Annotated in this window: 15 protein-coding genes; 14 read left to right on the forward strand and 1 reads right to left on the reverse strand. The window is 71.1% G+C overall.

What is annotated here, in order from left to right:
• Positions 1-38 precede the first annotated feature (38 nt).
• Entirely contained in the window at positions 39-1,337 is a 1,299-nt protein-coding gene (gene pcaDC / locus OG905_RS08180; RefSeq protein ID WP_328667023.1) for a bifunctional 3-oxoadipate enol-lactonase/4-carboxymuconolactone decarboxylase PcaDC, read from the reverse strand.
• A 953-nt stretch (positions 1,338-2,290) separates the two neighbouring features.
• Between pcaDC and OG905_RS08185 the strand changes: the two genes are divergently transcribed.
• The 14 genes from OG905_RS08185 (at position 2,291) to OG905_RS08250 (ending at position 22,116) form a co-directional block, all read left to right on the forward strand.
• Positions 2,291-3,769: a sugar transferase gene (locus OG905_RS08185; protein WP_328667024.1), complete on the forward strand. Its 1,479-nt coding sequence runs from the start codon at positions 2,291-2,293 to the stop codon at positions 3,767-3,769.
• 82 nt (positions 3,770-3,851) lie between these two features.
• A complete protein-coding gene (locus tag OG905_RS08190; RefSeq protein WP_328667025.1) occupies positions 3,852-5,168 on the forward strand; it encodes a nucleotide sugar dehydrogenase in 1,317 nt (438 codons plus the stop codon).
• Positions 5,158-6,423, forward strand: coding sequence for a glycosyltransferase family 4 protein (locus OG905_RS08195; protein ID WP_328667026.1), 1,266 nt, complete (start codon positions 5,158-5,160; stop codon positions 6,421-6,423). The genes OG905_RS08190 and OG905_RS08195 overlap by 11 nt, the downstream gene beginning before the upstream one ends.
• The gene (locus OG905_RS08200) at positions 6,420-7,787 is read left to right on the forward strand and encodes a Wzz/FepE/Etk N-terminal domain-containing protein (RefSeq protein ID WP_328667027.1); all 1,368 of its coding nucleotides are present in this window, start codon (positions 6,420-6,422) and stop codon (positions 7,785-7,787) included. Before OG905_RS08195 ends, OG905_RS08200 begins: the two co-directional genes overlap by 4 nt.
• Positions 7,784-9,304, forward strand: a complete 1,521-nt coding sequence (locus tag OG905_RS08205; protein WP_328667028.1) for a Wzz/FepE/Etk N-terminal domain-containing protein — start codon at positions 7,784-7,786, stop codon at positions 9,302-9,304. The genes OG905_RS08200 and OG905_RS08205 overlap by 4 nt, the downstream gene beginning before the upstream one ends.
• Positions 9,305-9,307: 3 nt before the next feature.
• Positions 9,308-11,236, forward strand: coding sequence for an asparagine synthase (glutamine-hydrolyzing) (asnB, locus tag OG905_RS08210; RefSeq protein ID WP_328667030.1), 1,929 nt, complete (start codon positions 9,308-9,310; stop codon positions 11,234-11,236).
• A gap of 25 nt (positions 11,237-11,261) precedes the next feature.
• Positions 11,262-13,448 carry a bi-domain-containing oxidoreductase gene (locus tag OG905_RS08215; protein ID WP_328667031.1) on the forward strand — a complete coding sequence of 729 codons (2,187 nt, stop codon included), beginning with the start codon at positions 11,262-11,264 and terminating at the stop codon, positions 13,446-13,448.
• Positions 13,445-15,397 (forward strand): heparinase II/III family protein, encoded by a 1,953-nt coding sequence (locus OG905_RS08220; RefSeq protein ID WP_328667032.1) that lies wholly within the window; start codon positions 13,445-13,447, stop codon positions 15,395-15,397. Before OG905_RS08215 ends, OG905_RS08220 begins: the two co-directional genes overlap by 4 nt.
• A gap of 8 nt (positions 15,398-15,405) precedes the next feature.
• Positions 15,406-16,926, forward strand: a complete 1,521-nt coding sequence (locus OG905_RS08225; RefSeq protein WP_328667033.1) for a right-handed parallel beta-helix repeat-containing protein — start codon at positions 15,406-15,408, stop codon at positions 16,924-16,926.
• A 1-nt stretch (position 16,927) separates the two neighbouring features.
• Positions 16,928-18,160, forward strand: a complete 1,233-nt coding sequence (locus OG905_RS08230; protein ID WP_328667035.1) for an O-antigen ligase domain-containing protein — start codon at positions 16,928-16,930, stop codon at positions 18,158-18,160.
• Positions 18,161-18,162: 2 nt separating this feature from the next.
• Positions 18,163-19,437 (forward strand): glycosyltransferase, encoded by a 1,275-nt coding sequence (locus OG905_RS08235; RefSeq protein ID WP_328667037.1) that lies wholly within the window; start codon positions 18,163-18,165, stop codon positions 19,435-19,437.
• On the forward strand, positions 19,434-20,669 hold the full coding sequence (locus OG905_RS08240; protein ID WP_328667039.1) for a class I SAM-dependent methyltransferase: 1,236 nt from the start codon (positions 19,434-19,436) through the stop codon (positions 20,667-20,669). Before OG905_RS08235 ends, OG905_RS08240 begins: the two co-directional genes overlap by 4 nt.
• Complete coding sequence (locus tag OG905_RS08245) at positions 20,666-21,472, forward strand: glucose-1-phosphate cytidylyltransferase (RefSeq protein ID WP_328667040.1); 807 nt, start codon at positions 20,666-20,668, stop codon at positions 21,470-21,472. The genes OG905_RS08240 and OG905_RS08245 overlap by 4 nt, the downstream gene beginning before the upstream one ends.
• The gene (locus tag OG905_RS08250; RefSeq protein WP_328667042.1) at positions 21,469-22,116 is read left to right on the forward strand and encodes a PIG-L deacetylase family protein; all 648 of its coding nucleotides are present in this window, start codon (positions 21,469-21,471) and stop codon (positions 22,114-22,116) included. Before OG905_RS08245 ends, OG905_RS08250 begins: the two co-directional genes overlap by 4 nt.
• Positions 22,117-22,119 lie beyond the last annotated feature (3 nt).

Genomic DNA, 22,119 nt, shown 5'->3' on the forward strand with positions numbered 1-22,119 from the left:
ATCCTGCTACGCCAGGCCCTGTCCGGCCGGACAGGGCATTAGGGGGTGGTCTCCTCCTGGATGACCTTGTGTGCGACGCGGAAGGCGGAGTTCGCCGCCGGGACGCCGCAGTACACCGCCGCGTGGATCAGGACTTCCTTGATCTCGGCGGGGGTGAGTCCGTTGCGCAGCGCCGCGCGGGTGTGGAAGGCGAGCTCGTCCAGGTGCCCGCCCGCGACCAGCGCGGTGAGCGTCACCACGCTGCGGGTGCGTCTGTCGAGGCCCTCGCGGGTCCACACCTCGCCCCAGGCGTAGCGGGTGATCAGCTCCTGGAAGTCGCCGGTGAAGTCGTCGGCCTCGGCCGCGGCCGTCGCCCGGTCGACATGCGCGTCGCCGAGCACCTCGCGGCGCACCTTTATCCCGGCGACGTACGGATCGGGGCGTCCCGGCTGCACCGCCTCGGGCTGCGAGGGCGAGGCGGCGGCGATCTCCCCGATGGGCGTGACCGGGGCGGACAGGGCGGGCGTGATCGGCGGGGCCGGGATGGGTGTGAGCCCCGTAGTCGAATCGGATGCGTTCTGCCAGGCGGTGGAGAAGTGGTGTACGAGAAGGTCGGTGACCGCGCCGGGCTGCTCGACGGGTGCGAGGTGCGACGCGCCGGGCACGAGCGCGAGCCGGGCGTCCGGTATTCCGGCGACCAGGGTGCGGGCCTCGGCGGGCCCGGTGACCTGGTCCTCGGAACCGACCAGGACGAGGGTCGGGACGCCGATGTGGCCGAGTTCGCCGCGTACGTCGAAGGCCGCGAGCGCCTCGCAGGCGGCGATGTAGCAGCCGGGGTCGGTGGTGCGGACCATCTGGACCGCCCACTCGACGATCGCGGGCTGGGCGGCGGCGAAGCCGTGCGTGAACCAGCGCTCGGGCGCGCTGCGGGCCACCGGGTCCAGGCCGTTGGTCCGCACGATCACACCGCGCTGGCGGAACTCGTCGGCGGTCCCGAACCGCGGCGACGCGGCCACCAGCGCGAGGGAGGCCACCCGGTGCGGGTGGCGCAGTGCCAGCTCCATGCCGATCGCGCCGCCGATGGAACAGCCGGCGTAGCCGAAGAACTGGATGCCCAGCCCGTCGAGGGTCGCGAGCAGCCGGTCGGCGAGCTCGGCGACGGAGGTCGCGGGGTGGGCGGGGGCACCGCCGTGGCCGGGCAGATCGAACCGGAACACCCGCCACCGGCGGGAGAGATCGGTTATCTGCCGGTCCCACATGTGCCATGTAGTGCCGAGGGAGGGTCCCAAGATCAGGACCGGTGCGTCTTCTGGCCCGTCAATGCGGTATTGCAGGGTCTTAGCCGTCGTCTCACTCACCTGCTCACGCTCCCACATCTCACAGCTGCCCCTACAGCGGGGTTCGTGACCGTGGGGGCCTGACCAGGTGGAAGACCTCGCGGGCAACTTAGCGTTCGAGGCATCGGACGACCTCGTTCCGGGTCTTTCCCTCTTTGATGCGCCGTTCGTACTGCTGCGCTCGTCGGCGAGCCGTGCGCAGGTGCGGAAGAGTTCCGCATTGCCAAGCCCGGCCAGCTCCTCCCGCAGGCTCGGGCGGTCGACGACAGGTAGCGGGACAAGGCCGCCCCGAAGGAGCCGGTCCCCTCTACCCCGGCCCGCCGCACCGTCCCAGCCGTCGGGCGCTCCGCCGCATGCCCTGAGCGCGGCCCAGCCGGCAGGGCCGGGACGCCTCGGTTGCCGGTGCCGGCAGCCCGGAAAACTCCCGTCCCCACAGGTCACAGCACCTCTCCGTCGTCAAGGCACCCGCAGGCGGTCACCCATCGGTGGATCCACCTTCAAAGCTTGAGCACAAATTGCACACATTCCCCTCTCCAGACGGGTCCCGATGGTCTAGATTGACCGTGCTTCGCTTCACATGCTTGGACACGAGGCGACAAATAATGATCTATAGGTCCGCCGCTACGGACGGCCAGCAGCCGCGTCCCCGGCGCCAGACGTGGGGGTGATCAATGCTTGGAGCCCGAGAGCGGGCCCTGGGTGTGGGAAGCACCCGAGGTTTCGACGGGTTCCCGCGCACCTCGAGACTCTGGAAGGACATGCGAGTCCGCTACCGCCTGGGTGGGGTTCTCAAGTAGCGCTGCAATAGCCGGTACGTCATTCGCGGGGGGCGTGGGTCTCCCGGAGGGAGGAACAGCGCGGCGCGGGGGGCGGTGCCTCCCGAGGGGAGGAACAGTGCGGGGGGCGGGGGCCTCCCGGGGGGAGGAACCGTGTGGAGCAAACACGTCGAGCCCACTGGCGCCCTGGGGGGGGCTATGCAGCAGGGGGAATTGGTCAGCCCGTTTCCATCGGCGCGCGGGCGTCTGGCGAAACGGGCAATCAGCCGGTCGGCGATCGACTGGGAGCAGCGGTACCGCCGTACCGTGATCACCAGCGACACCGTGGCCACCGCCTTCGTGGTGGCGGCGATCGGCGGCTTCTTCGGGGTCCGGGACGCGGCCAACTGGCACGAGAAGTGGAGAATTCTCGCCTTCTGCACCGAGCTGCTGGTGCTGGGAGCGCTTGCGGTGAGCCGGTCGTGGGCTCCGGCCGTGCTCGGCCAGGGCGCCGAGGAATTCCGCCGGCTCGGACGCTCACTGTTCACGGCGGCCGTCGTACTGGCGCTCGGCGGGATAGCCCTCACCTCGCGCAACATCAAGCTCTGGATCTTCGTCGCGATCCCGGCGATCGCGCTCATCACCATGACCGAGCGGTATCTGCTGCGCCTCTGGCTGCATAAACAGCGGAAAGAGGGACGGTGCCTGCGCCCGGTGCTCGCTGCCGGGAGCCCGGCCACCGTGCGCGACCTGATCGCCCGAACCCGCAAGTTCCCGCACCTCGGCTGGCGGGTGGAGGCGGTGTGCACGCCGGACGGTCTCGGGCTCGACGGTGACCGACTGGACGGAGTGCCGGTCGTCGGCCGACTGGCCGACGTCGCGGGCCACGTCTGCCGCGACGGCTACCGTGTCGTCGCGGTCACACCGGACCCGCACTGGTCACCGGACCGGCTGCAGCGGCTGGCTTGGAACCTCGAAGGCAGCGATGCCGAGATGGTCGTGGCCCCCGTGCTGATGGAGGTGGCCGGCCCGCGGCTGCACGTCGACGCGGTGCTCGGGATCCCGCTGCTGCGGGTCAGCATGCCGACCTTCACCGGCGGCCGCCGGGCGGTCAAAGAGGTCGTCGACCGGATGGGCGCGGCGGTCCTGCTGATGCTGTTCGCGCCGCTGATGGTGCTCGTCGGGCTGCTCGTGCTGGTGGACAGTCGGGGTGGGACGGTCTACCGCCAGCGCAGGGTCGGCAAGGACGGCCGCGAGTTCACCATTTTCAAGTTCCGCACCATGGTCGCCGGGGCCGACGGGGCACGTGCCGAACTGGCCGACCGCAACGAGGGCGCCGGCCTGCTGTTCAAGCTCCACCGGGATCCGCGGGTGACCCGGGTGGGAGCAGTGCTGCGCCGGTACTCGATCGACGAGCTCCCGCAGCTCTTCAACGTACTCAGCGGATCGATGTCGCTCGTCGGCCCGCGGCCTCCGTTGCCGGAGGAGTGCGCTGCCTACGGCCCGGACATCCGGCGGCGGCTGCTGGTCAAGCCGGGGCTCACCGGCCTGTGGCAGATCAGCGGACGCAGCGATCTGCCATGGGAGGAGGCGGTCCGGCTCGACCTGCGGTACGTGGAGGACTGGTCGCTCGCCCTCGACACAGTGATCTTGTGGAAGACGCTGCGTGCGGTGCTCCAGGGGCAGGGGGCCTACTGATGCGCGGGGGGCTGCGGCTCAACTGGTCGGCCGGCGCGCGGACCGCAGGCCGCAAGGGCCTGCCTGGGGAGAGGGACGGGTCATGAAGGTCAGCGTTTTCGGGCTCGGCTACGTGGGCTGCGTGTCGGCCGCGTGCCTGGCCAGCATGGGTCACGAGGTCATCGGGGTGGACGTCAACCAGGTGAAGGTCGACCTGGTCAACGACGGCAAGGCCCCGGTGGTCGAGGAACGGATCGGCGAGCTGATCGCCGAGGTCGTGCGGACCGGAGCGCTACGCGCCACCGGCGACGTCCGCGAGGCGATCATGGGCAGCGAGATTTCGCTGGTCTGCGTGGGCACGCCGTCGGAGCCCAACGGCAGCCTGTGCACCACGTATCTGGAGCGGGTCACCGAGCAGATCGGCGCCGTGCTGGCCGAGCGGGGTGGGCGGCAGACCGTCGTGTTCCGCAGCACCATGCTCCCGGGCACCTGCCTGAACCTGCTGTTGCCGATCCTGGAGAAGTACGTCGGCGGCACGGCCGGGGTGGACCTGGGCGTCGCGGTCAACCCTGAATTCCTGCGCGAGGGCACCAGCGTGCGGGACTTCTTCGACCCGCCCAAGACCGTCATCGGCGAGCTCGACCCGGCAAGCGGCGACGCGGTCATGGCACTGTATGACGGCTTGCCCGGCGAGGTGTTCCGGGTGCCGGTGCCGACGGCCGAGGCGATCAAATATGCGGACAACGCATTCCACGGCCTCAAGATCGGCTTCGCGAACGAGCTGGGCGCGGTGTGCCAGGCGCTCGGGGTGGACTCGCACCAGGTGATGGACGTGTTCCTGGCCGACCGCAAGCTCAACATCAGCTCCGCCTACCTGCGGCCCGGCTTCGCCTTCGGTGGCTCCTGCCTGCCCAAGGACCTTCGCAGCCTGGTCCACGCGGCGCAGCGGGCCGACGTCTCGGTGCCCATACTCGCCCACGTGCTGCCCTCCAACTCCGCACACCTGCAGCGCGCGGTGGAACTGGTCGAGCGCACCGGCAAGCGCCGGGTGGGCCTGTTCGGGCTGTCCTTCAAACCCGGCACCGACGACCTTCGCGAGAGTCCACTCGTGGAGCTGGCGGAGACACTCTTCGGCAAGGGTTACGACCTGCGGATCTACGACGCCAACGTGAGCCTCTCCCGGCTGATCGGCGCGAACCGCGAGTACATCGAGACCCGGCTGCCGCACCTCGCCCAGCTGCTCGCGGATTCCGTCGACGAAGTGCTCAAGCACGCCGAGGTGTGCCTGGTCGGGACCAGAGACCCTGCCGTGCTGTCGGCGCTGCCCCATGGCGACGGCCCGGTGATCGTCGACCTCATCCACCTTCCCGACGCCGAGACGCGCCGGGCCGAACCTGGGTACGTGGGCCTTGCTTGGTGACATAACCAGCGGCGCCGGGCCTGCCCGGCGCGCGCTGATCCTCGTAGAGAACCTGTCGGTGCCGTTCGACCGGCGGGTGTGGCAGGAGTGCACGACACTGCGCGACGCGGGCTGGGACGTGCACGTCATCTGTCCCCGGGGGGAAAAGCGGGACACGGAGCCGGAGGCGGAGATCGACGGGGTCAGGATCCACCGCTACCCGTTGCGCGCGGCCACCGGAGGGCCGGCCGGCTATCTGCGGGAGTACGGATCGGCGTTGTGGCATACGGCCCGGCTGGCCCGCAAGGTCGGCCCGGTCGACGTGGTCCACGCCTGCAACCCGCCCGACCTGTTGTTCCTGCCGGCACTGTGGCTGAAGCGGCGCGGCGCGCGGTTCGTCTTCGACCAGCACGACCTGGTGCCCGAGCTGTACCTCTCCCGGTTCGACCGCGGCAAGGATCTGCTGTACCGCGCCGTGTGCGCGCTGGAACGGCGGACCTACCGAGCCGCGGACGTCGTGCTCGCCACGAACGAGAGCTACCGGGACGTCGCGCTGCGCCGTGGCGGTCGGCGGCCGGGGGATGTCTTCGTGGTGCGCAGCGCGCCCGACACCGACCGGTTCCAGCCGGTGCCGCCCGAGCCGGAGTTGAAGAGCGGCAAGCCTCATCTGCTGTGCTACCTCGGTGTCATGGGCCCGCAGGACGGTGTCGACTACGCCTTGCGGGCCCTCGCGAAGCTGCGCGACGAGTGCGGGCGTACCGACTGGCACGCGGTGTTCGTCGGCGCCGGCGACGCCTTCGACGCGATGGTGGAGCTGTCCCGGCGGCTCGGGCTCTCGGAGCAGGTGCAGTTCACCGGTCGCATCCCGGACGCCGACCTGGTGCGTTACCTGTCCACCGCGGACGTCTGTCTGTCCCCCGACCCGCGCAATCCGCTCAACGACGTGTCGACCATGAACAAGGTCCTGGAGTACATGGTGATGGGCCGGCCGATCGTCTCGTTCGACCTCCGGGAGGCGCGAGTCTCCGCCGGTGACGCCGCCGTCTACGCGCCCGCCAACGACGAGGCCGAGTTCGCCAAGCTCATCACGCTGCTCCTCGACGATCCGGAGAAGCGGGCCCAGATGGGCAAGATCGGTCAGGAGCGGATCAGCGGACCGCTCTCCTGGCGCAACTCCCAGCGATCGCTGCTCTCCGCCTACGCCGCTGCGTGCCGTGACCACACTCCGGTTTCGGCGGGCGACCCGGTCCGCACAGGGAAGAGGCCGCGCCATTGAGCGATGACACGATCCGCCTGGTCACGATCGGACGGATTCTCCGTCGGCGGTGGCGGCTTCTGGCCGTCCTCACCGTGGTGGGCGCGCTCGTCGGCTATGGCACCTCGGTGCTGTTCCCGCCGCGTTACACGGCATCGGCATCGGTACTGCTGCCGGGGCAGTGGGACGAGCGCGGGCTGCTGACTCAGGTGGATATCGCGACCAGTTCGGCGGTGGTCGACCGAGCGGCTGCCACGCTCGACTGGACGGGCATCAGCGGCGGCGAGCTGCGGGATCGAGTGAGCGCCAAGGCCGCCGACGGGAACATCATCAAGATCTCGGGCACAGCCGACACCCCGGAGCGCGCACAGCAGCTCTCCGACCAGGTGGCCCAGCAATTCGTCGCATTCGCCGCGCGGCTCGCAGGCGACAGCACCGACCCCGACGCGGCGGCGGGGCCCGAGGCACTGCGGCAGAAGGTGGCGCAGACCAACCGCCGCATCACCGACCTGGCCAATGCGGCCGATCCGGGGCAGACCGTGGAGAGCGTGCAGGCCCGCACCGAACTCGAGCAGCTGCGCACCGCGCTGCAGGAGGCCATGAAGAAGCTGGACGAGGCCGACCCGGCGACCAACAAGGCCAACCTGGTCGTCATGGGGCCGGCGGCCCGGCCGACCGGCGAGGCAGCTCCGACGAGGATGCAGCTCATCGCCGCCGGGGCGCTGCTGTTCTTCCTGCTCTCGGTCATCGGCCATCTCGCCGCCGCACGGGTGAATCGGCGACTGCGCACCGAACCGGAGATCGCCGCGGCGCTGGGCTCGGCGCTGCTGGGTACCGTCGACGTACCTGGTGAACGGCCCGCGCACCGGCCGCAAGGCCGTGGCCCGCGGGCCTGGATCCGCCGGCTGCTGGACCTCGACACCCGGTGGGACATGCCGGCCCCGCAGCCGTCCGGCGGCGAGGCCGGCAGACAGATCCGCTACCGGCGGGTGTGCGCTCGCCTCCGGGACCAACTGCCTGCGCCCCGGCGGCTGCTGGTTGTCGTACCGGACGGCGACGAGATCGCCCGCAGGGCCGCCGGGCAGCTCGTCGCCGAGGCCGAGAACGATCCGCTGCTGCGGGTGGTGGGGGTTTCCGTGTCCCGGCCGCTGGTGCCGGACCGCGACACCGAGTCCGGTGCCCTGGTCCTGCTCAGCGCGGGCAACTGGACCGCAGAGGAGCTCGCCGACATCGCCGAGGCGTGTGCGGACGCAGGGCATGAGGTCGTCGGCATCGTCGTCGCCGGCACGGTCCGAGCCCGTCCGACGCGGACTGCCGGCCGTCCTGCGGATGAGGCCACTGAGGCGCTCGCGGTTCGCGGCCACGCGACGGGAGGTTCAGTGTGACGACGAGCAAGACTGCGGAGTCGTCGGCCGCCACTCCGCTGCTGGACCTGCAGGCGCTGGTGGTGGCGGTGCGCAGGCGCCGCCGCCTCTGGTACTCCATGGCCCTGCTGGGGCTGCTGGTCGGCGCGGCGGTGGCGGTCCTGCGGCCGCCACCGCCCACCGCGGTGACCAAGGTGCTGGTCGCGCATCAGGAGGACCAGCCGAACGACACCGGAACGCTGATCCGCACCGACGTCCAGCTGCTGGGGACCACGCGGATCGCCGACAAGGCCCTGAAGTCCCTCAAGTCCCCGGAAGACCCGGAGGACTTCATGCGGGACTACCGAGGTACCGGCTTGACCAACAACCTGCTGCAGATCGATGTGACAGGTGACAGCGACGCGGAAGCGGTGGCCCGGGCCAAGGCCCTGGCCGACGCGTTCGTCGCGGACCATGTGAGGCGGTTGCGGGAGGCCGCGAAGGCCGAGGCCAAGGCCCTGCTCGACCAGCGTGACCGTATGCAGACCGAACTCGCCCAGGTCAACAAGGCGATCGGCGACAGCTCGCCGGAGAGCGGCCCGAAGACGTCGGCCAACTTGGAGTCGCTCTTCGCCCGCCGGGCCGCGCTCACTTCGCGGATCGCCGATTTCGACCAGCGCGCCGCGGAGGCGCGCACCGGCACGCCCAAGGTCATCGTCGGCACGCAGATCGTGGACGCCCCGCGCGCGCTGCGACACTCCCTGCCCAAGGCCGCTGTCACCAACGCCGCGATCGGGCTCGTCCTCGGGCTCGTCCTCGGGCTCGCGCTGGCCGCGGTCGGCACGGTGGTGGCGGACCGCCCCGTGTTGCGCCGGGACATCGCGGCGAACCTGGGCGCCTCGGTCATCGCGGAACTGCCCCGCCGGTCGGGCAGGCTGTGGCAGCGCCGACGGACCCGGGCGGCACGGACAAGGCTCACCGGGACCCTGGCCCGCACCGTGCGCGGCTCCGCGGAGCCGGTGTCGCTGCTGGAACTCGGCTGTGCGCGCAGGACGAGCGTGATCGCCCTGGACGTCGCCAGGGCGCTGGCGGCGGAGGGGCCGGCGGTCATCGTCGATGGTCTGCCCGGCCCCCAGCTCGCCAACCGCCGCCCGAAGCCAGGAGACCCGACCGTGGTCAGCGGCGAGCGTGCCGCGGCCGTGTCGCGTCAGGAGCGCCGGCTCGGCGTCGGCTCGGTGGCGCCCGGCGCGGCGTGGACCGACCTCCAGTACCTCGGCACCCAGGCCGTGCTCGTCGTGCGTGCCGGGCACGGCAGCGCCGCATGGCTGCACACCGTGGCGCGGCAGCTCGCGGACCAGCGCATTCCGGTGATCGGTGTGGTGCTGATCGACCCCGATCCGCGTGACCGGACCGACGGCACGCTGTGGGACGGGCTGCACACCGCGCTGCGCGGCCGGAACGAGCGGCCGGCCCGGCAGAACGGGACGGGACGGCCGCGGACGGAGCGGCTGCCGATGTGGGCCGCACAGGTCCCGGACAACGACCAGGAGGCGCGGTAGGACATGTGTGGCATCGCAGGGACTTACCGATGGCCGGACGGGAAGGTCGTGACCGACCGGCTCACCGATACCCTCGCCCACCGCGGTCCGGACGGGGCGGGCCGGTACAGCCACCGCGTCGGTGACGGCGACGTGCAGCTCGGGCACCGCCGGCTGGCCATCATCGACCTGTCCGGGACCGGCGCCCAGCCGATGGTCTCGGACGGCCTCGCCCTCACATACAACGGCGAGCTGTACAACGCGCCCGAGCTGCGTGCCGAGCTGGCAGCCGCTGGGGTGCGCTTTCGCGGCACCTCCGACACCGAGGTGCTGCTGGAGGCGTGGCGGCGCTGGGGCACGGACTGCCTGCCCCGGCTGCGCGGCATGTTCGCGTTCGGGATCTTCGACGAGCGAACCGGTGACCTGGTGCTCGCCCGCGACCAGCTCGGCATCAAGCCGCTGTTCCTGCTCCGGCGCGGTGCGGGGCTGGTGTTCGCCTCCGAGCTCAAGGCGCTCGCCGCCGCGACCGGCGGGTCGCTGCAGGTGGACCATGCGGCGCTGGTGGCCTCGCTGCTGTACTACTGGGTGCCGGACTCACGGTGCGCGTTCCGCGAAGCGGAGAAGCTGCCGCCGGGGAGCTGGCTCCGGTGCCGGCCCGACGGCCGGGTGGAGCGCGGCCAGTACTGGAACCTGAGGGACGTCGCCACCGAGGGCCGGGAGCGGGCCCGGGACGGCGAGCAGCCGGACCTGGCCGCCATCGTCGAGGAGTCGACTCGTCGCCACCTGCTTTCCGACGTACCCGTGGCGACCTTCCTCTCCGGCGGTCTCGACTCCAGCTACCTGACCGCGCTGGCGGCCCGTCACCAGCCCGGGATCTCCGCTTACACGATCGGGTTCCGCGCCGAGGACGCCAAGTTCGAGGCGATGCCGGACGACCTGCGCTATGCCCGGCGGGTGGCCGAGCGGTTCGGCGTCGACCTGCATGAGATCGAGATCGCTCCGAACGTGCTCGACCTGCTGCCGCGGATGACGTACCACCTGGACGAGCCGATCGGCGACCCCGCCGCGATCAATACGTTCCTGATCTGCTCGGCCGCCCGGGAGGCCGGGGTCAAGGTGATGCTCTCGGGGATGGGCGCCGACGAGCTGTTCGCCGGGTACCGCAAGCACCTGGCCAACCTGATCGCGCTGCGCTACCAGCGCATCCCGCGACCCCTGCGGCGCGGGGTGTCCAGGGCCGTGGACCGGCTGCCGGTCGCCACGGCCCGCCGGGGGTACCGGTCGGTGCGTTTCGCGAAGCGGTTCCTCTCCTTCGCCGACCTGCCGGAGGAGACCGCGTTCCGGCGCAGCTACACCATGTACGACCAGGACGAGCTGCTCGCCCTGATCGATCCGGACCTGGCCGGAACGGTCGACGACGTGCTGACCGAACATGCGGACATCTACCAGGACAACGACCTCGACGACTTCGTCAACCGCATGTGCCTGAGCGACGCCCGGATGTTCCTGCCGGGCCTGAACCTCGCTTACACGGACCGGTCGAGCATGGCCGCCTCGACCGAGGTGCGGGTGCCGTACGTGGACGTCGAGGTCGTCAAGGCGGCGTTCGCCGTGCCCGGCGATCGCAAGATCGTCGGACGACAGGGCAAGGCCGTCCTCAAGGAGGCGGCCACCTCGATCCTGCCCCGGGAGATCGTGTACCGGCCGAAGGGCCTGTTCAGCGCGCCGCTGCGCGCCTGGATGAGCCGGGATCTGGCACCGCTGGTGCGCGAGGTGGTCAACGACGGCGTGCTCGTCAACTCCGGGATCCTGCGCCGCGACGCGCTGGCGCGCATGGTCGCCGAGGACGCCGCCGGGCAGCGGGACTTCTCCAAGCATCTGTGGCATGTGCTGACGCTCGAGTACTGGTATCGCGACGCGACCTCTGGCTCCGGCCAGAGCCAAGCGGCTTGACGGCGTAGAAACAAGAGGAGCTCGGGTGAAACAGGTTGTTCAGAACTACAAGAGCGGCGAGCTGGCGGTGCTCGACGTGCCGGTGCCGGGGTGCAAGCCGGGCGGTGTGCTGGTCCGCACCGCCTACTCGCTGATATCCACCGGGACCGAGCTCATGAAGGTGTCCGAGGCCGGCATGTCGATGCTCGGCAAGGCCCGCTCCCGTCCGGATCAGGTGGCCAAGGTCATGCAGAGCGTGGCCACCAACGGGGTGCCCGCCACCTACCGCAAGGTGATGGGCAAGCTGGACTCCTACACGCCGCTGGGCTACTCGCTGTGCGGGGTGGTCGAGCAGGCGGGCACCGGGATCGACGATGTGAAGGTCGGCGACTTCGTGGCCTGCGCCGGCAATGAGCACGCGTTGCACGCCGAGCTGAACTGGGTGCCGAAGAACCTCTACGCCCGGGTGCCGGACGGCCTCGCGCCACGGCACGCGGCCTTCGGCACCGTCGGGTCGATCGCGTTGCAGGGCGTCCGCCGCGGCGAGTCACAGCTCGGCGACGTGGCGCTGGTCATCGGCCTCGGGCTGATCGGGCAGTTGGTGGTGCAGCTCCTCACCGCCTCGGGGGTCCGCGTCGTCGGGGTCGACCCCGACCCGGTGCGCTGCGAGCTCGCCGAGCGCCTGGGCGCCGCGGCCTGCGGCGATCCCTCGTCCGCCGCCGTGGAAGCCGCCGTCGCCGAACTCACCGGCGGCCACGGCGTGGACCAGGTGTACCTGGCCGCCGGCGGCGGCAGCAACCAGCCCGTCGAGCTGGCCGCCCGGCTCTGCCGGGACCGCGGCCGGGTCGTCGACATCGGCAAGTGCCGCCTGGACCTGCCGTGGAACGCGTACTACGAGAAGGAGCTCGACGTCCGGTTCTCGCGCTCGTACGGCCCCGGGCGCTACGACCCGGAGTACGAGCTCGAGGGGCGGGACTACCCGATCGGTTACGTGCGGTGGACCGAGCGCCGCAACCTGGCGTGCTTCCTCGATCTCCTCGCCCGCGGCAGCGTCGATGTGGAGCCCTTGGTCTCCCACATCGCCGATTTCGATGATGCCGTCGAGACGTACCAGAGCCTGAAGGACGGCGATCTGAAGGCCGTGGCTGTGCTGTTCCGGTACCCCGAACAGAAGGAGGAAGCGCAGGCCCCGGCGGTGACCGTGCCCGCGGTGCGACGCAGCGGCAAAGCGTCCGCCCCGGCCCGGTCCGCCAAGGCGCCGGTGCGCCTTGCGTTCGTCGGCGCGGGAAACTACGCGACGTCGATGCTGCTGCCGCACCTGGCAGAGCGCGACGGCGTCACGTTGTCGACAGTCGTCACCACGACGGCGCTGTCCGCGGCCAACGCGAAGCGGAAGTTCGGCTTCGCCGAGGCGACCACCGACCTCGACGCCGTGCTCGGTGACCCGTCCATCGACGCGGTGTTCGTGGTCACCCGGCACAGCTCGCACGCCGAACTGACCCAAAGGGCCCTGCTGGCCGGCAAGACGGTGTTCGTGGAGAAGCCGTTGGCGCTCACCGAGGACGACCTGGCCGGCGTGCTCGCAGCGGTGGAGGAGTCCGGCAACGACCGGCTGCAGGTGGGCTTCAACCGCCGGTTCGCGCCGCTGTTGCAGGAGGCCAGGAAGCGGTTCGGCGCCCGGACCGGTCCGGCGAGCCTCCGCTACCTGGTCAACGCGGGCCGGCTGCAGCACGGCAGTTGGTATCTCCAACAGGGCACCGAGGGCTCGCGGTTCGCCGGCGAGGGCGGGCACTTCATCGACACGGCGAGCTGGCTGCTCGAGGCCGACCCGGTCTCGGTGTACGCGGTCGCCACGTCCGGCAACGAGGACCTGCAGGTCGTGCTGCGCTACCCGGACGGGTCCACCGCCACCATCAGCTACGTCACGACCGGAGCGGCCGGCTTCCCCAAGGAGACGCTGGACCTTGTCGCGGACGGCAAGGTGCTGCGGCTCGACGACTTCGTCCGTGCCACTGTTTACGATGGCCGCCGCAAGCGGTGGGTCAGCTCGCGGCTGCCCAAGGCCCGGGACAAGGGCCAGTCCGCCGAGCTGGCCGCGTTCATCAAGGCCGTGCGGACCGGCGGGCCGATGCCGGTGCCGCTGGAGTCGCTCGTCGCCACCACGTCGGCCACCCTCGCCGTGCAGGCCGGCCTGGCCGGCGGCGCGCCGGTGACGCTGGCGAGGGCACGATGACCATGAGCGCGGGCTGGTACCTGCGCCGGCTGTCCCGGATGGGACCGCGGGAGGTCGGCGGCCGGGCGGCCGACGCGGTGCGCAGGCGGCGGTGGCGATCGGCGCGGCCCAACTGCCCGAGCGTGACCGGCGCCCGGTTCACCGCGGTACTGCCCGCCGGGACGATCGCCGCGATACCTCCGGACGCCGCGAAACGTCTCATCGCCGAGGCGGACCGGTTGATGGACGGGCACGCCGAGTATTTCGGGGTGGTCCGCGACGACCTGGTCGACCCGGACTGGTGGTGCGACCCGAAGACCGGGCGCCGGGCTCCGTGGGGCTACGCCTTCGACGTGCCGTACCGGAACGAGGACGCGGTCGGGGACATCAAGCAGATCTGGGAGCTGTCCCGGCATCAGTACCTCACCGTGCTCGCCGCCGCCTACGCGATCACCGGCAACGAGCGGTACGCCGAGCGAGTGGCCGAGCACCTGCGGTCGTGGTGGGTGGCCAACCCACCGCTGCGCGGCGTGCACTGGATCAGCGGCATCGAGCTGGGCATCCGACTGCTGTCCTGGGTGTGGATCCGCCGGCTGCTCGACGGCTGGCCGGGCGTAGCCGGGCTGTTCGAGGGCAACCCGGTGGCGCTGAACCAGATCTGGCACCACCAGCGCTGGCTGGCCGCCTTCCCCAGCCGGGGGTCTTCGGCGAACAACCACGTCATCGCCGAGACCGCCGGACAGTTCGCAGCGGCCTGCGCGTTCGGGTGGTTCCCCTCCTCGGCGCGTTGGCGAGCCGACGCTCTGCGGTCGCTGGAGCGGCACCTGCGAAGCAATACCTTCGACTCCGGCCTCAACCGCGAGCTGGCCACCGAGTATCACGGACTTGTGCTGGAACTCGGCCTGGCCGCGGTGGCCGAGGCGGATGCTGCCGACGTGCCGGTCCCCGCGTCGATCCGGCTCGTACTGCTGCGGATGACCGACGCGCTCGCGGCCGTCGTGGACAGCCGGTTGCGGCCGCCGCGCCAAGGTGACGCGGACGACGGGCACGGTCTTGTCCTGGATGGCGCGGGCACCGACCGGTGGGCCTCGCTGCTGGCCACCGGCGACGCCGTGTTCGGTCGGCTCGCCTGGTGGCCGGCGGTGACCGGCACCGATGTGCGCACCCCGCTGCTGTCCGCGCTCATCCGGCCCACGGCACAGGCCGTGACCCGCCCGGCAAGCCGACCGGCCCACTTCGCCGACGCGGGCATGACCATCCTGCGCGGTCCGGCAGAGATCTGGTGCCGCTGCGACGGTGGTCCGCACGGCTTCCTGTCCATCGCCGCACATGCCCACGCGGACGCGCTGTCCGTTGAGGTCCGGCACGACGGGGTCGACGTGCTGGCCGACCCGGGGACGTTCTGCTATCACGGGCAACCCGAGTGGCGGCAGTACTTCCGGTCGACCCTCGGCCACAACACCCTGCAGCTGGATGGCGGTGACCAGTCCGTCTCCGGCGGCCCGTTCCTGTGGACCCGACACGCCCACAGCCGCGTCCTGGCCGCGGACACATCCGACGCCTCCGACGCGGGGACGGCCCGCTGGTGTGCCGAGCACGACGGCTATCAGCGCTCCGTGCACCGCCGCCGGGTGGAGCTGACGGCCGCGAGCCAGGAGCTGAGGGTGGTTGACGAGGTGCGCGGCCCGCGCCGGGCCGTGCGCCTGGCGTTCCACCTCGGCCCGGCGATCGCCGCGGACCTGGTGGGGAACCGGGCAGTGCTCGCCTGGACCCGGGACGGCGAGGGGCGCTCCGCGGTGCTCGACCTGCCCGGGCAGCTGTGCTGGCGGGAGCATCGTGGCGAGACCGACCCGCCGCTGGGCTGGTACTCCGCCGGATTCGGGCGCAAGGAACCCGCCAGCACGCTGGTCGGCACCGGCTTCGCCGACGGCGCGGGGGGCTTCACCACCGTACTCAGGTTCCGCGGCTAGGGGGGCGCGTGGGGATCAAGAGGCGGCACTGGGCGTTGGCGGCGGCACCGCTGGCGCTGGCTCTGCTGGCGGCGAGCGGCTGTGAGAGCACGCCGGGCGCCCGGGCGAAGCCGACCGCCGCACCGTCCAAGCCCCTGGCCCGGGTCTGCGCCAAGCCGGCGGCCGGGCCGGCGAAGGCGCCGGCGGGCGCGGTGACGGTCGACCCCGCGGTGGTCGGTGACCTGGCAGCGAAGACCAACAGCAGCCCCCCGAACACCACGTTCTGGCTTCGGCCGGGCAAACACAGGCTCGCCCCGGACCGCTACGCCCAGGTCATCCCCAAGGAGGGGAACCGCTACCTCGGTGCGCCAGGCGCGGTGCTCGACGGCCGGAAGAAGAACCAGTACGCGTTCAGCGGCAACGCCCGCAACGTCACCATCCGCCACCTGACCGTGCAGGGCTTCGTCGCACCGCAGAACGAGGGCGTGGTCAACCATGACTCGGCCGACGGGTGGGTGATCGAGCACGCGACGATCCAGAACAACTCCGGCGCCGGGCTGATGGCCGGTGCCCGCCAGCAGGTCCGCGCCAGCTGCCTGCGCGGCAACGGACAGTACGGCATGAACGCGTACAAGGCCGGCAACCCTATCCGCGGCCTGGTGGTCGAGGGCAACGAGATCGTGGGCAACAACACCGGCGACTGGGAACGGCGGCGACCGGGCTGCGGCTGCACCGGAGGCGTGAAGTTCTGGGCCGTCAACGGCGCCGACGTACGCGGCAACTGGGTGCACGACAACCGCGGAGCAGGGCTGTGGGCGGACACCAACAACAACGACTTCCGCATCGAGAACAACGTGCTCGAGGCCAACGACGGCGCCGCGCTGATCTACGAGACCAGCTACAACGCGGTCATCCGGAAAAACACGATCCGGCGGAACAACTGGGTCGAGGGCCGCAGGTACGCCGACCGTGGCGACAGCTTCCCGTTCGGGACCATCTACCTGTCCGAGTCCGGTGGCGAACCACGCATCCGGGCCCGCACCGACAAGATCGAGATCTACCGGAACGTGCTGGAGAACAATTGGGCCGGGATCACCCTGTGGGAAAACGCCGACCGGTTCTGCAACAGCCCGGCCAACACCTCCTCCGGTGACTGCACGTTGCTGGTGAAGGACACCGACCGCTGCGCACAGCCGGCGATCGCCACCGCGCCGCTCTACGCCGACTGCCGGTGGAAGACGCAGCGGGTGGACATCCACGGCAACCGCTTCGTGCTGGACACGTCGGTAGTCGACTGCACGGTGAAGTGCGACCGAATGGCGGTGCTCGCCAACTACGGCACCTATCCGGACTGGTCGCCGTACCAGGGCGAGCTGGTGGCCGAGGCGATCACCGGCAACCAGCACAACCGCTGGCACGACAACGTCTACGTCGGACCATGGAAATTCGTCGCCCACGACCCGAGCCGGATACTCGACTCCGGGCAGTGGCAGGGTACGCCGTACCAGCAGGACGCGGGCAGCACCTTCCGCACCCGGGACGGTGGTTGAGATGGGCGCGGACCACACGTCGAAGATCGTCGGGACGGTCTGGGGGCTGCTGGTCCTCAACACGCTCGGGTCCGCCGGGGCGAGGACCGTCATCCCGCTGCCCCGCTCCCTCATCCAGATGGTCACCATGGGCGCGCTGGTCGCCGCGTTCGCGCTGGCGCTCGCGGTCAATCTCCAGCTGCGCATCCGACCCAGCGCCTTCGTGTTCCTGCTCACCCTGCTGCTGGTGCCGAGCGTGATCTCCAGCGCGAACCTGGAGTCCGGGTTCGGCGCGCTGTTCCGCTGCGCCCGGCTGGCTCTCTTCATCGGCACGCTGTGGCTACTCAGCCGCTGGTGGGACGGCAGCCTGACGTTCGTCCGGCACCACATCCGCATGTACTTCGCGGTGCTCGGGTCGGTGGCCGCCGGCCTGGCCATCTCACCGGGCGCGGCCATGCCCGAGCTCTACGGCGGGCGGCTGGTCGGCGCGTTGTGGCCGCTCACCCCGCCGCAGATCGGACAGTACGCCGCGGTGATCATCGGGCTCACCGTGCTGCTCGTCCTGGGCCGCCGGACCGACAGGGCCGGCGCCGCGGTAGTCATCGTGCCGTCACTCATCCTGCTCGCTTTGACCCATACCCGGACGGCCACGCTCGGCCTGTTCATCGGGTTGGCGTTGGCGATCAGCTCGCTCATCCTGACCAGCACCGCGGCCCGCCGGTTCTTCATCTGGGCGGTGCTGTGTGCCGCGGTGGCCGCGGTGGGGTTCGGCTCCGCGCTCCAGGCGTGGTTCCTGCGCGGACAGAACCAGGAGAACTTCACCAGCCTCACCGGTCGGGCCAAGGTCTGGGACGCCCTGCTGGCAGCGCCCCGGACGACCGCGGACGAGGTGTTCGGCGTGGGCCTGGGCGACAAGTCGTTCGGAGGGCTGCCGATCGACAACAGCTGGCTGGCCGTCTACCACGAGCAGGGCCTGACCGGCGTCACCTTGGTGGCGGCGATCATCATCGTGCTGGGCGGCGTCGCGTTGCTGCGGCCACCGTCGCTGCCGAGGGCCTGCGCGATCTTCCTGATCAGCTACTGCGCGATCGCGTCGTACACCGAGGCCGGCCTGGGCGACGCCTCGCCGTATCTGCTGCATCTGGCTCTGGCCGCCTCGCTGCTCGCGGCACCTGCCGCGGCCGCTCCCCTCTCGACGCCCGAAGCCCCTCGACGACGCATCCCGCGATGGGCCCGAAGATCGGAGGTGATCTGACCATGCACGTCCTCGTGGTGCACAACCGCTACGCCTCGGCACAGCCGAGCGGGGAGAACAAGGTCGTCGACCAGGAGGTGGAGCTGCTGCGCGCGGCCGGCCACCGGGTCGAGGTGTTCGAACGGCGCAGCGACGACATCGCCGCCCGGTCCCTGCTTGCCAAGGCCGCGGTGCCGCTCCTTGTGCCGTGGAACCCGGCGGTCCGCGCGGAGCTCGCCGCCCGGCTTCGCGCCGAGCGGCCGGACGTGGTCCACGTCCACAACGTCTTCCCGCTCCTGTCGCCCGCGGTACTGGCCGCCTGCGCCGACGCCGGCGTGCCCGCCGTCGCCACGCTGCACAACTACACCCAGGTCTGCGCGCCCGGCACGCTGCAGCGGGACGGCCGGCCGTGCACCGAGTGCGTCGGGTCGGCGCCGCTGCCCGCGGTCCGGCACGGCTGCTACCGGAACTCCCGGCTGGCGACGGTGCCGCTCGCTGTCAGCATGTCGGTCAACCGGCGGCGGTGGTGGTCCGGCGTGGAGCGGTTCTTCTGCATCTCCGCGGCACAGCGCGACGTGCTGGTGCGGTCGGGTATGCCACCCGAGCGGCTGGCGGTGAAGCACAACTTCGTGCCCGACCCGGGCACTTGCCGAGCGGGCGCCGGCGAGCATGTGCTCTATCTCGGCCGACTCGCGGAGGCCAAGGGCGTACGGCTGCTCATGGCCGCGTGGGACGAGATCGCCGCGGACGGCGGGGTGGGCGTACCGCTCGTGATCGCCGGGGCGGGGCCACTGGAGCCGGAGGTGACCGCCTGGGCGGCGGGCCGGGACGACGTGCGGTACGTCGGCCTGTACGACCCGGCTCAGTGCCGTCAGGCCGTCGCGCGGTCGGTCGCCGTGGTGGCTCCCTCGACGTGGCTGGAGGCGTTCGGCCTGGTGGTCGTGGAGGCGATGGCGGCCGGGGTCCCGACCGTCGCCGCTGGTCACGGCGCCTTCGTCGAACTCGTCGAGGACGGCGTGACCGGGCTGCTGCACCGGCCGGGCGAGCCCGCCTCGCTCGCGTCCTGCATACGCCGGATCGCGGCCGAACCGGCCCGCAACCGGGAGATGGGCCAGGCGGCCCGGCGCCGTTACGAGCAGGGTTTCAGCCCGTCCGTCGGGCTGGAGCGCCTGGTGGAGGGATACCGCACCGCGATCGCGGGTCGGTCCGGCGGCGGGCACAGCGCGCCGCCGGTAGGGAACGGAAACGCTGGCTCGCGGCGGGGCACCCGCGCGAGCAGGGATGGGGGCAGTACATGACACGATGCCGACTCTGCGGCTCGGCGGCGATGGGGAGCGTCGTCGATCTGGGGGCGACCCCGCCGTGCGAGAGCTTTCTCGCCGCGGACCAACTGGACCAGCCGGAGCCGGCGTACCCGCTGCACCTGCGGGTCTGCACCGACTGCTGGCTCGCGCAGATCCCGCCGCTGATCACGCCGGAGGAGACGTTCACGCAGTACGCGTACTTCTCCTCCTACTCGACCTCCTGGGTGGAGCACGCACGCACGTTCGTCGCCGACGCCGTGCAGCGGCTGGGTCTCGGCCCCGACGCCTTCGTGGTCGAGGTCGCGAGCAACGACGGGTACCTGCTCAGGCACATGGTGGACCGGGGGATCCGCTGCCTCGGCATCGAGCCGTCGGTGAACGTCGGCGCCGCGGCGCGGGACGCGGGTGTGCCTACGCTCACGGAGTTCCTGGACCCGGCCACCGGCTCGGCCGTCCGCGCCGAGCACGGCCCGGCGGACCTGGTCGTGGCCAACAACGTGTACGCGCACATCCCCGACGTGGTCGGGTTCACCCGGGGGCTGCGCGCCCTGGTCGCCGACGACGGCTGGGTCTCCATCGAGGTGCAGCACTTGCTGACCCTGATCGAGGAGAACCAGTACGACACGATCTACCACGAGCACTTCCAGTACTACACGGTCGCGTCCGCGACCCGGGCGCTGGCGAGCGGCGGACTCGCGCTCGTGGACGTCGAGTTGCTGCCCACGCACGGCGGCTCCATCCGGCTGTGGGCCCGGCCGACCGACGTGGCCGGCGAGCCGACCCAGCGGGTGGCCGATGTGCTGGACCGGGAGAAGGCCGCCGGGCTGCAGGAGCTGTCCGGGTACACCGAGTTCTCCGCTCGGGTGGCCAAGGTGCGCCGGGACCTCCTGCGGTTCCTCATCGAGGCGGCCGAGCGCGGCGAGACGGTCGTCGGCTACGGCGCCCCGGGCAAGGGCAACACCCTGCTCAACCACTGCGGCATCCGGCCCGATCTGCTCCCGTACACGGTCGACCGCAACCCCTACAAGCACGGCAGGTTCACCCCGGGCACCCGCATCCCGATCCTGCCGCCCGATCAGATAGCCGCCGACAGACCGGACTACGTCCTCGTCCTCCCGTGGAATCTGCGGGAGGAGCTGGTCGAGCAACTGTCCTTCGTGCACGCCTGGGGCGGCCGGCTGGTCTTTCCCATCCCGGAACTGAGCATTGTCGAGGTCAAGCCATGAAGGTCGTACTGTTCTGCGGCGGTTATGGGCTGCGTATGCGCAGCGGAGCCTCCGACGACATGCCCAAGCCGATGGCGATGGTCGGCCCGCGGCCGCTGATCTGGCACGTCATGCGCTACTACGCGTACTTCGGGCACACCGAGTTCATCCTGTGTCTCGGGTACGGGGCTCACCACATCAAGAACTTCTTCCTCAACTACGAGGAGACGACGTCCAACGACTTCGTGCTGCGGGGCGGGCAGACCGAGCTGCTGTCCACCGACATCGCCTCCTGGACGATCACGTTCGTGCAGACCGGCATCGAGTCGCCGATCGGCGAGCGGCTTCGCCGGGTGCGGCACCACCTGGACGGCGACGAGATGTTCCTCGCCAACTACGCCGACGTGCTCACCGACGCCCCGCTGCCGGAGATGATCGACCGTTTCGCCCGGCGCGATGCCGGTGCGTCGATGATGGTGGTGCCGCCGCAGTCGTCGTTCCACTGCGTGGACCTGGCCGAGGACGGCCTGGTGGGGGGCATCACCGCGGTGAGCGACATGCCGCTGTGGGAGAACGGCGGCTACTTCGTGCTCCGCCAGGAGGTCTTCGACCACATACCGGAGAACGGGGACCTGGTCGCTGATGGATGTGCCCAACTGGCCAAGCGCGGACGGCTGGTGGCGCATCAGCACCGCGGCTTCTGGAAGCCGACCGACACCGTGAAGGAGCGGGCCGCGCTCGACGACGCCTACGTCCGGGGCGACCGTCCGTGGGCCGTGTGGGAACAAGGCGGCGCCGGGGCGAGTGCCGGAGTGAGGGCGTGATCCGGCTCGGGGCCGGGCGCCTGGACCGGATCGTCGCGGTAGGGGCGCACTGCGACGACATCGCCATCGGCGCCGGCGGCACGCTGCTGACGATGTGCCTCGCGCACCCGGGTACCCGTGTCGACGCGCTGGTGCTCTCCGGCGGTGGCAGCGAGCGGGAGCAGGAGGAGCGGGCCGCGCTCGCCGCCTTCTGCCCGGGCGCCGACCTGCGGCTGACCGTGCTCAAGCTGCCGGACGGCCGGCTGCCCGCCCACTGGGAGGAGGCCAAGGCCGCGGTCGAGGAGCTGCGCGAGCGGACCGAGCCGGATCTCGTGCTGGCCCCGCGTGCCGATGACGCGCACCAGGATCACCGCGGCCTGGCGCAGCTGCTGCCCACCGCGTTCCGCGACCACCTCGTGCTCGGCTACGAGATCGTCAAGTGGGACGGCGATCTCGGCCGTCCGGCGGCGTACCAGCCGCTGTCGCCGGAGATCGCCGAACACAAGGTGCGACTTCTGCAGGAGCACTACCCCTCGCAGCGGCACCGGCCCTGGTACGACCGGGAGGCCTTCCTCGGCCTTGCACGGATCCGCGGCATCGAAAGCCACGCCCGCTATGCGGAGGCGTTCGCCGTCACCAAACTCACGCTCAACCTGGGGGACTGAACT

Source organism: Streptomyces sp. NBC_00322, assembly GCF_036147535.1.
Classification (GTDB): domain Bacteria; phylum Actinomycetota; class Actinomycetes; order Streptomycetales; family Streptomycetaceae; genus Streptomyces.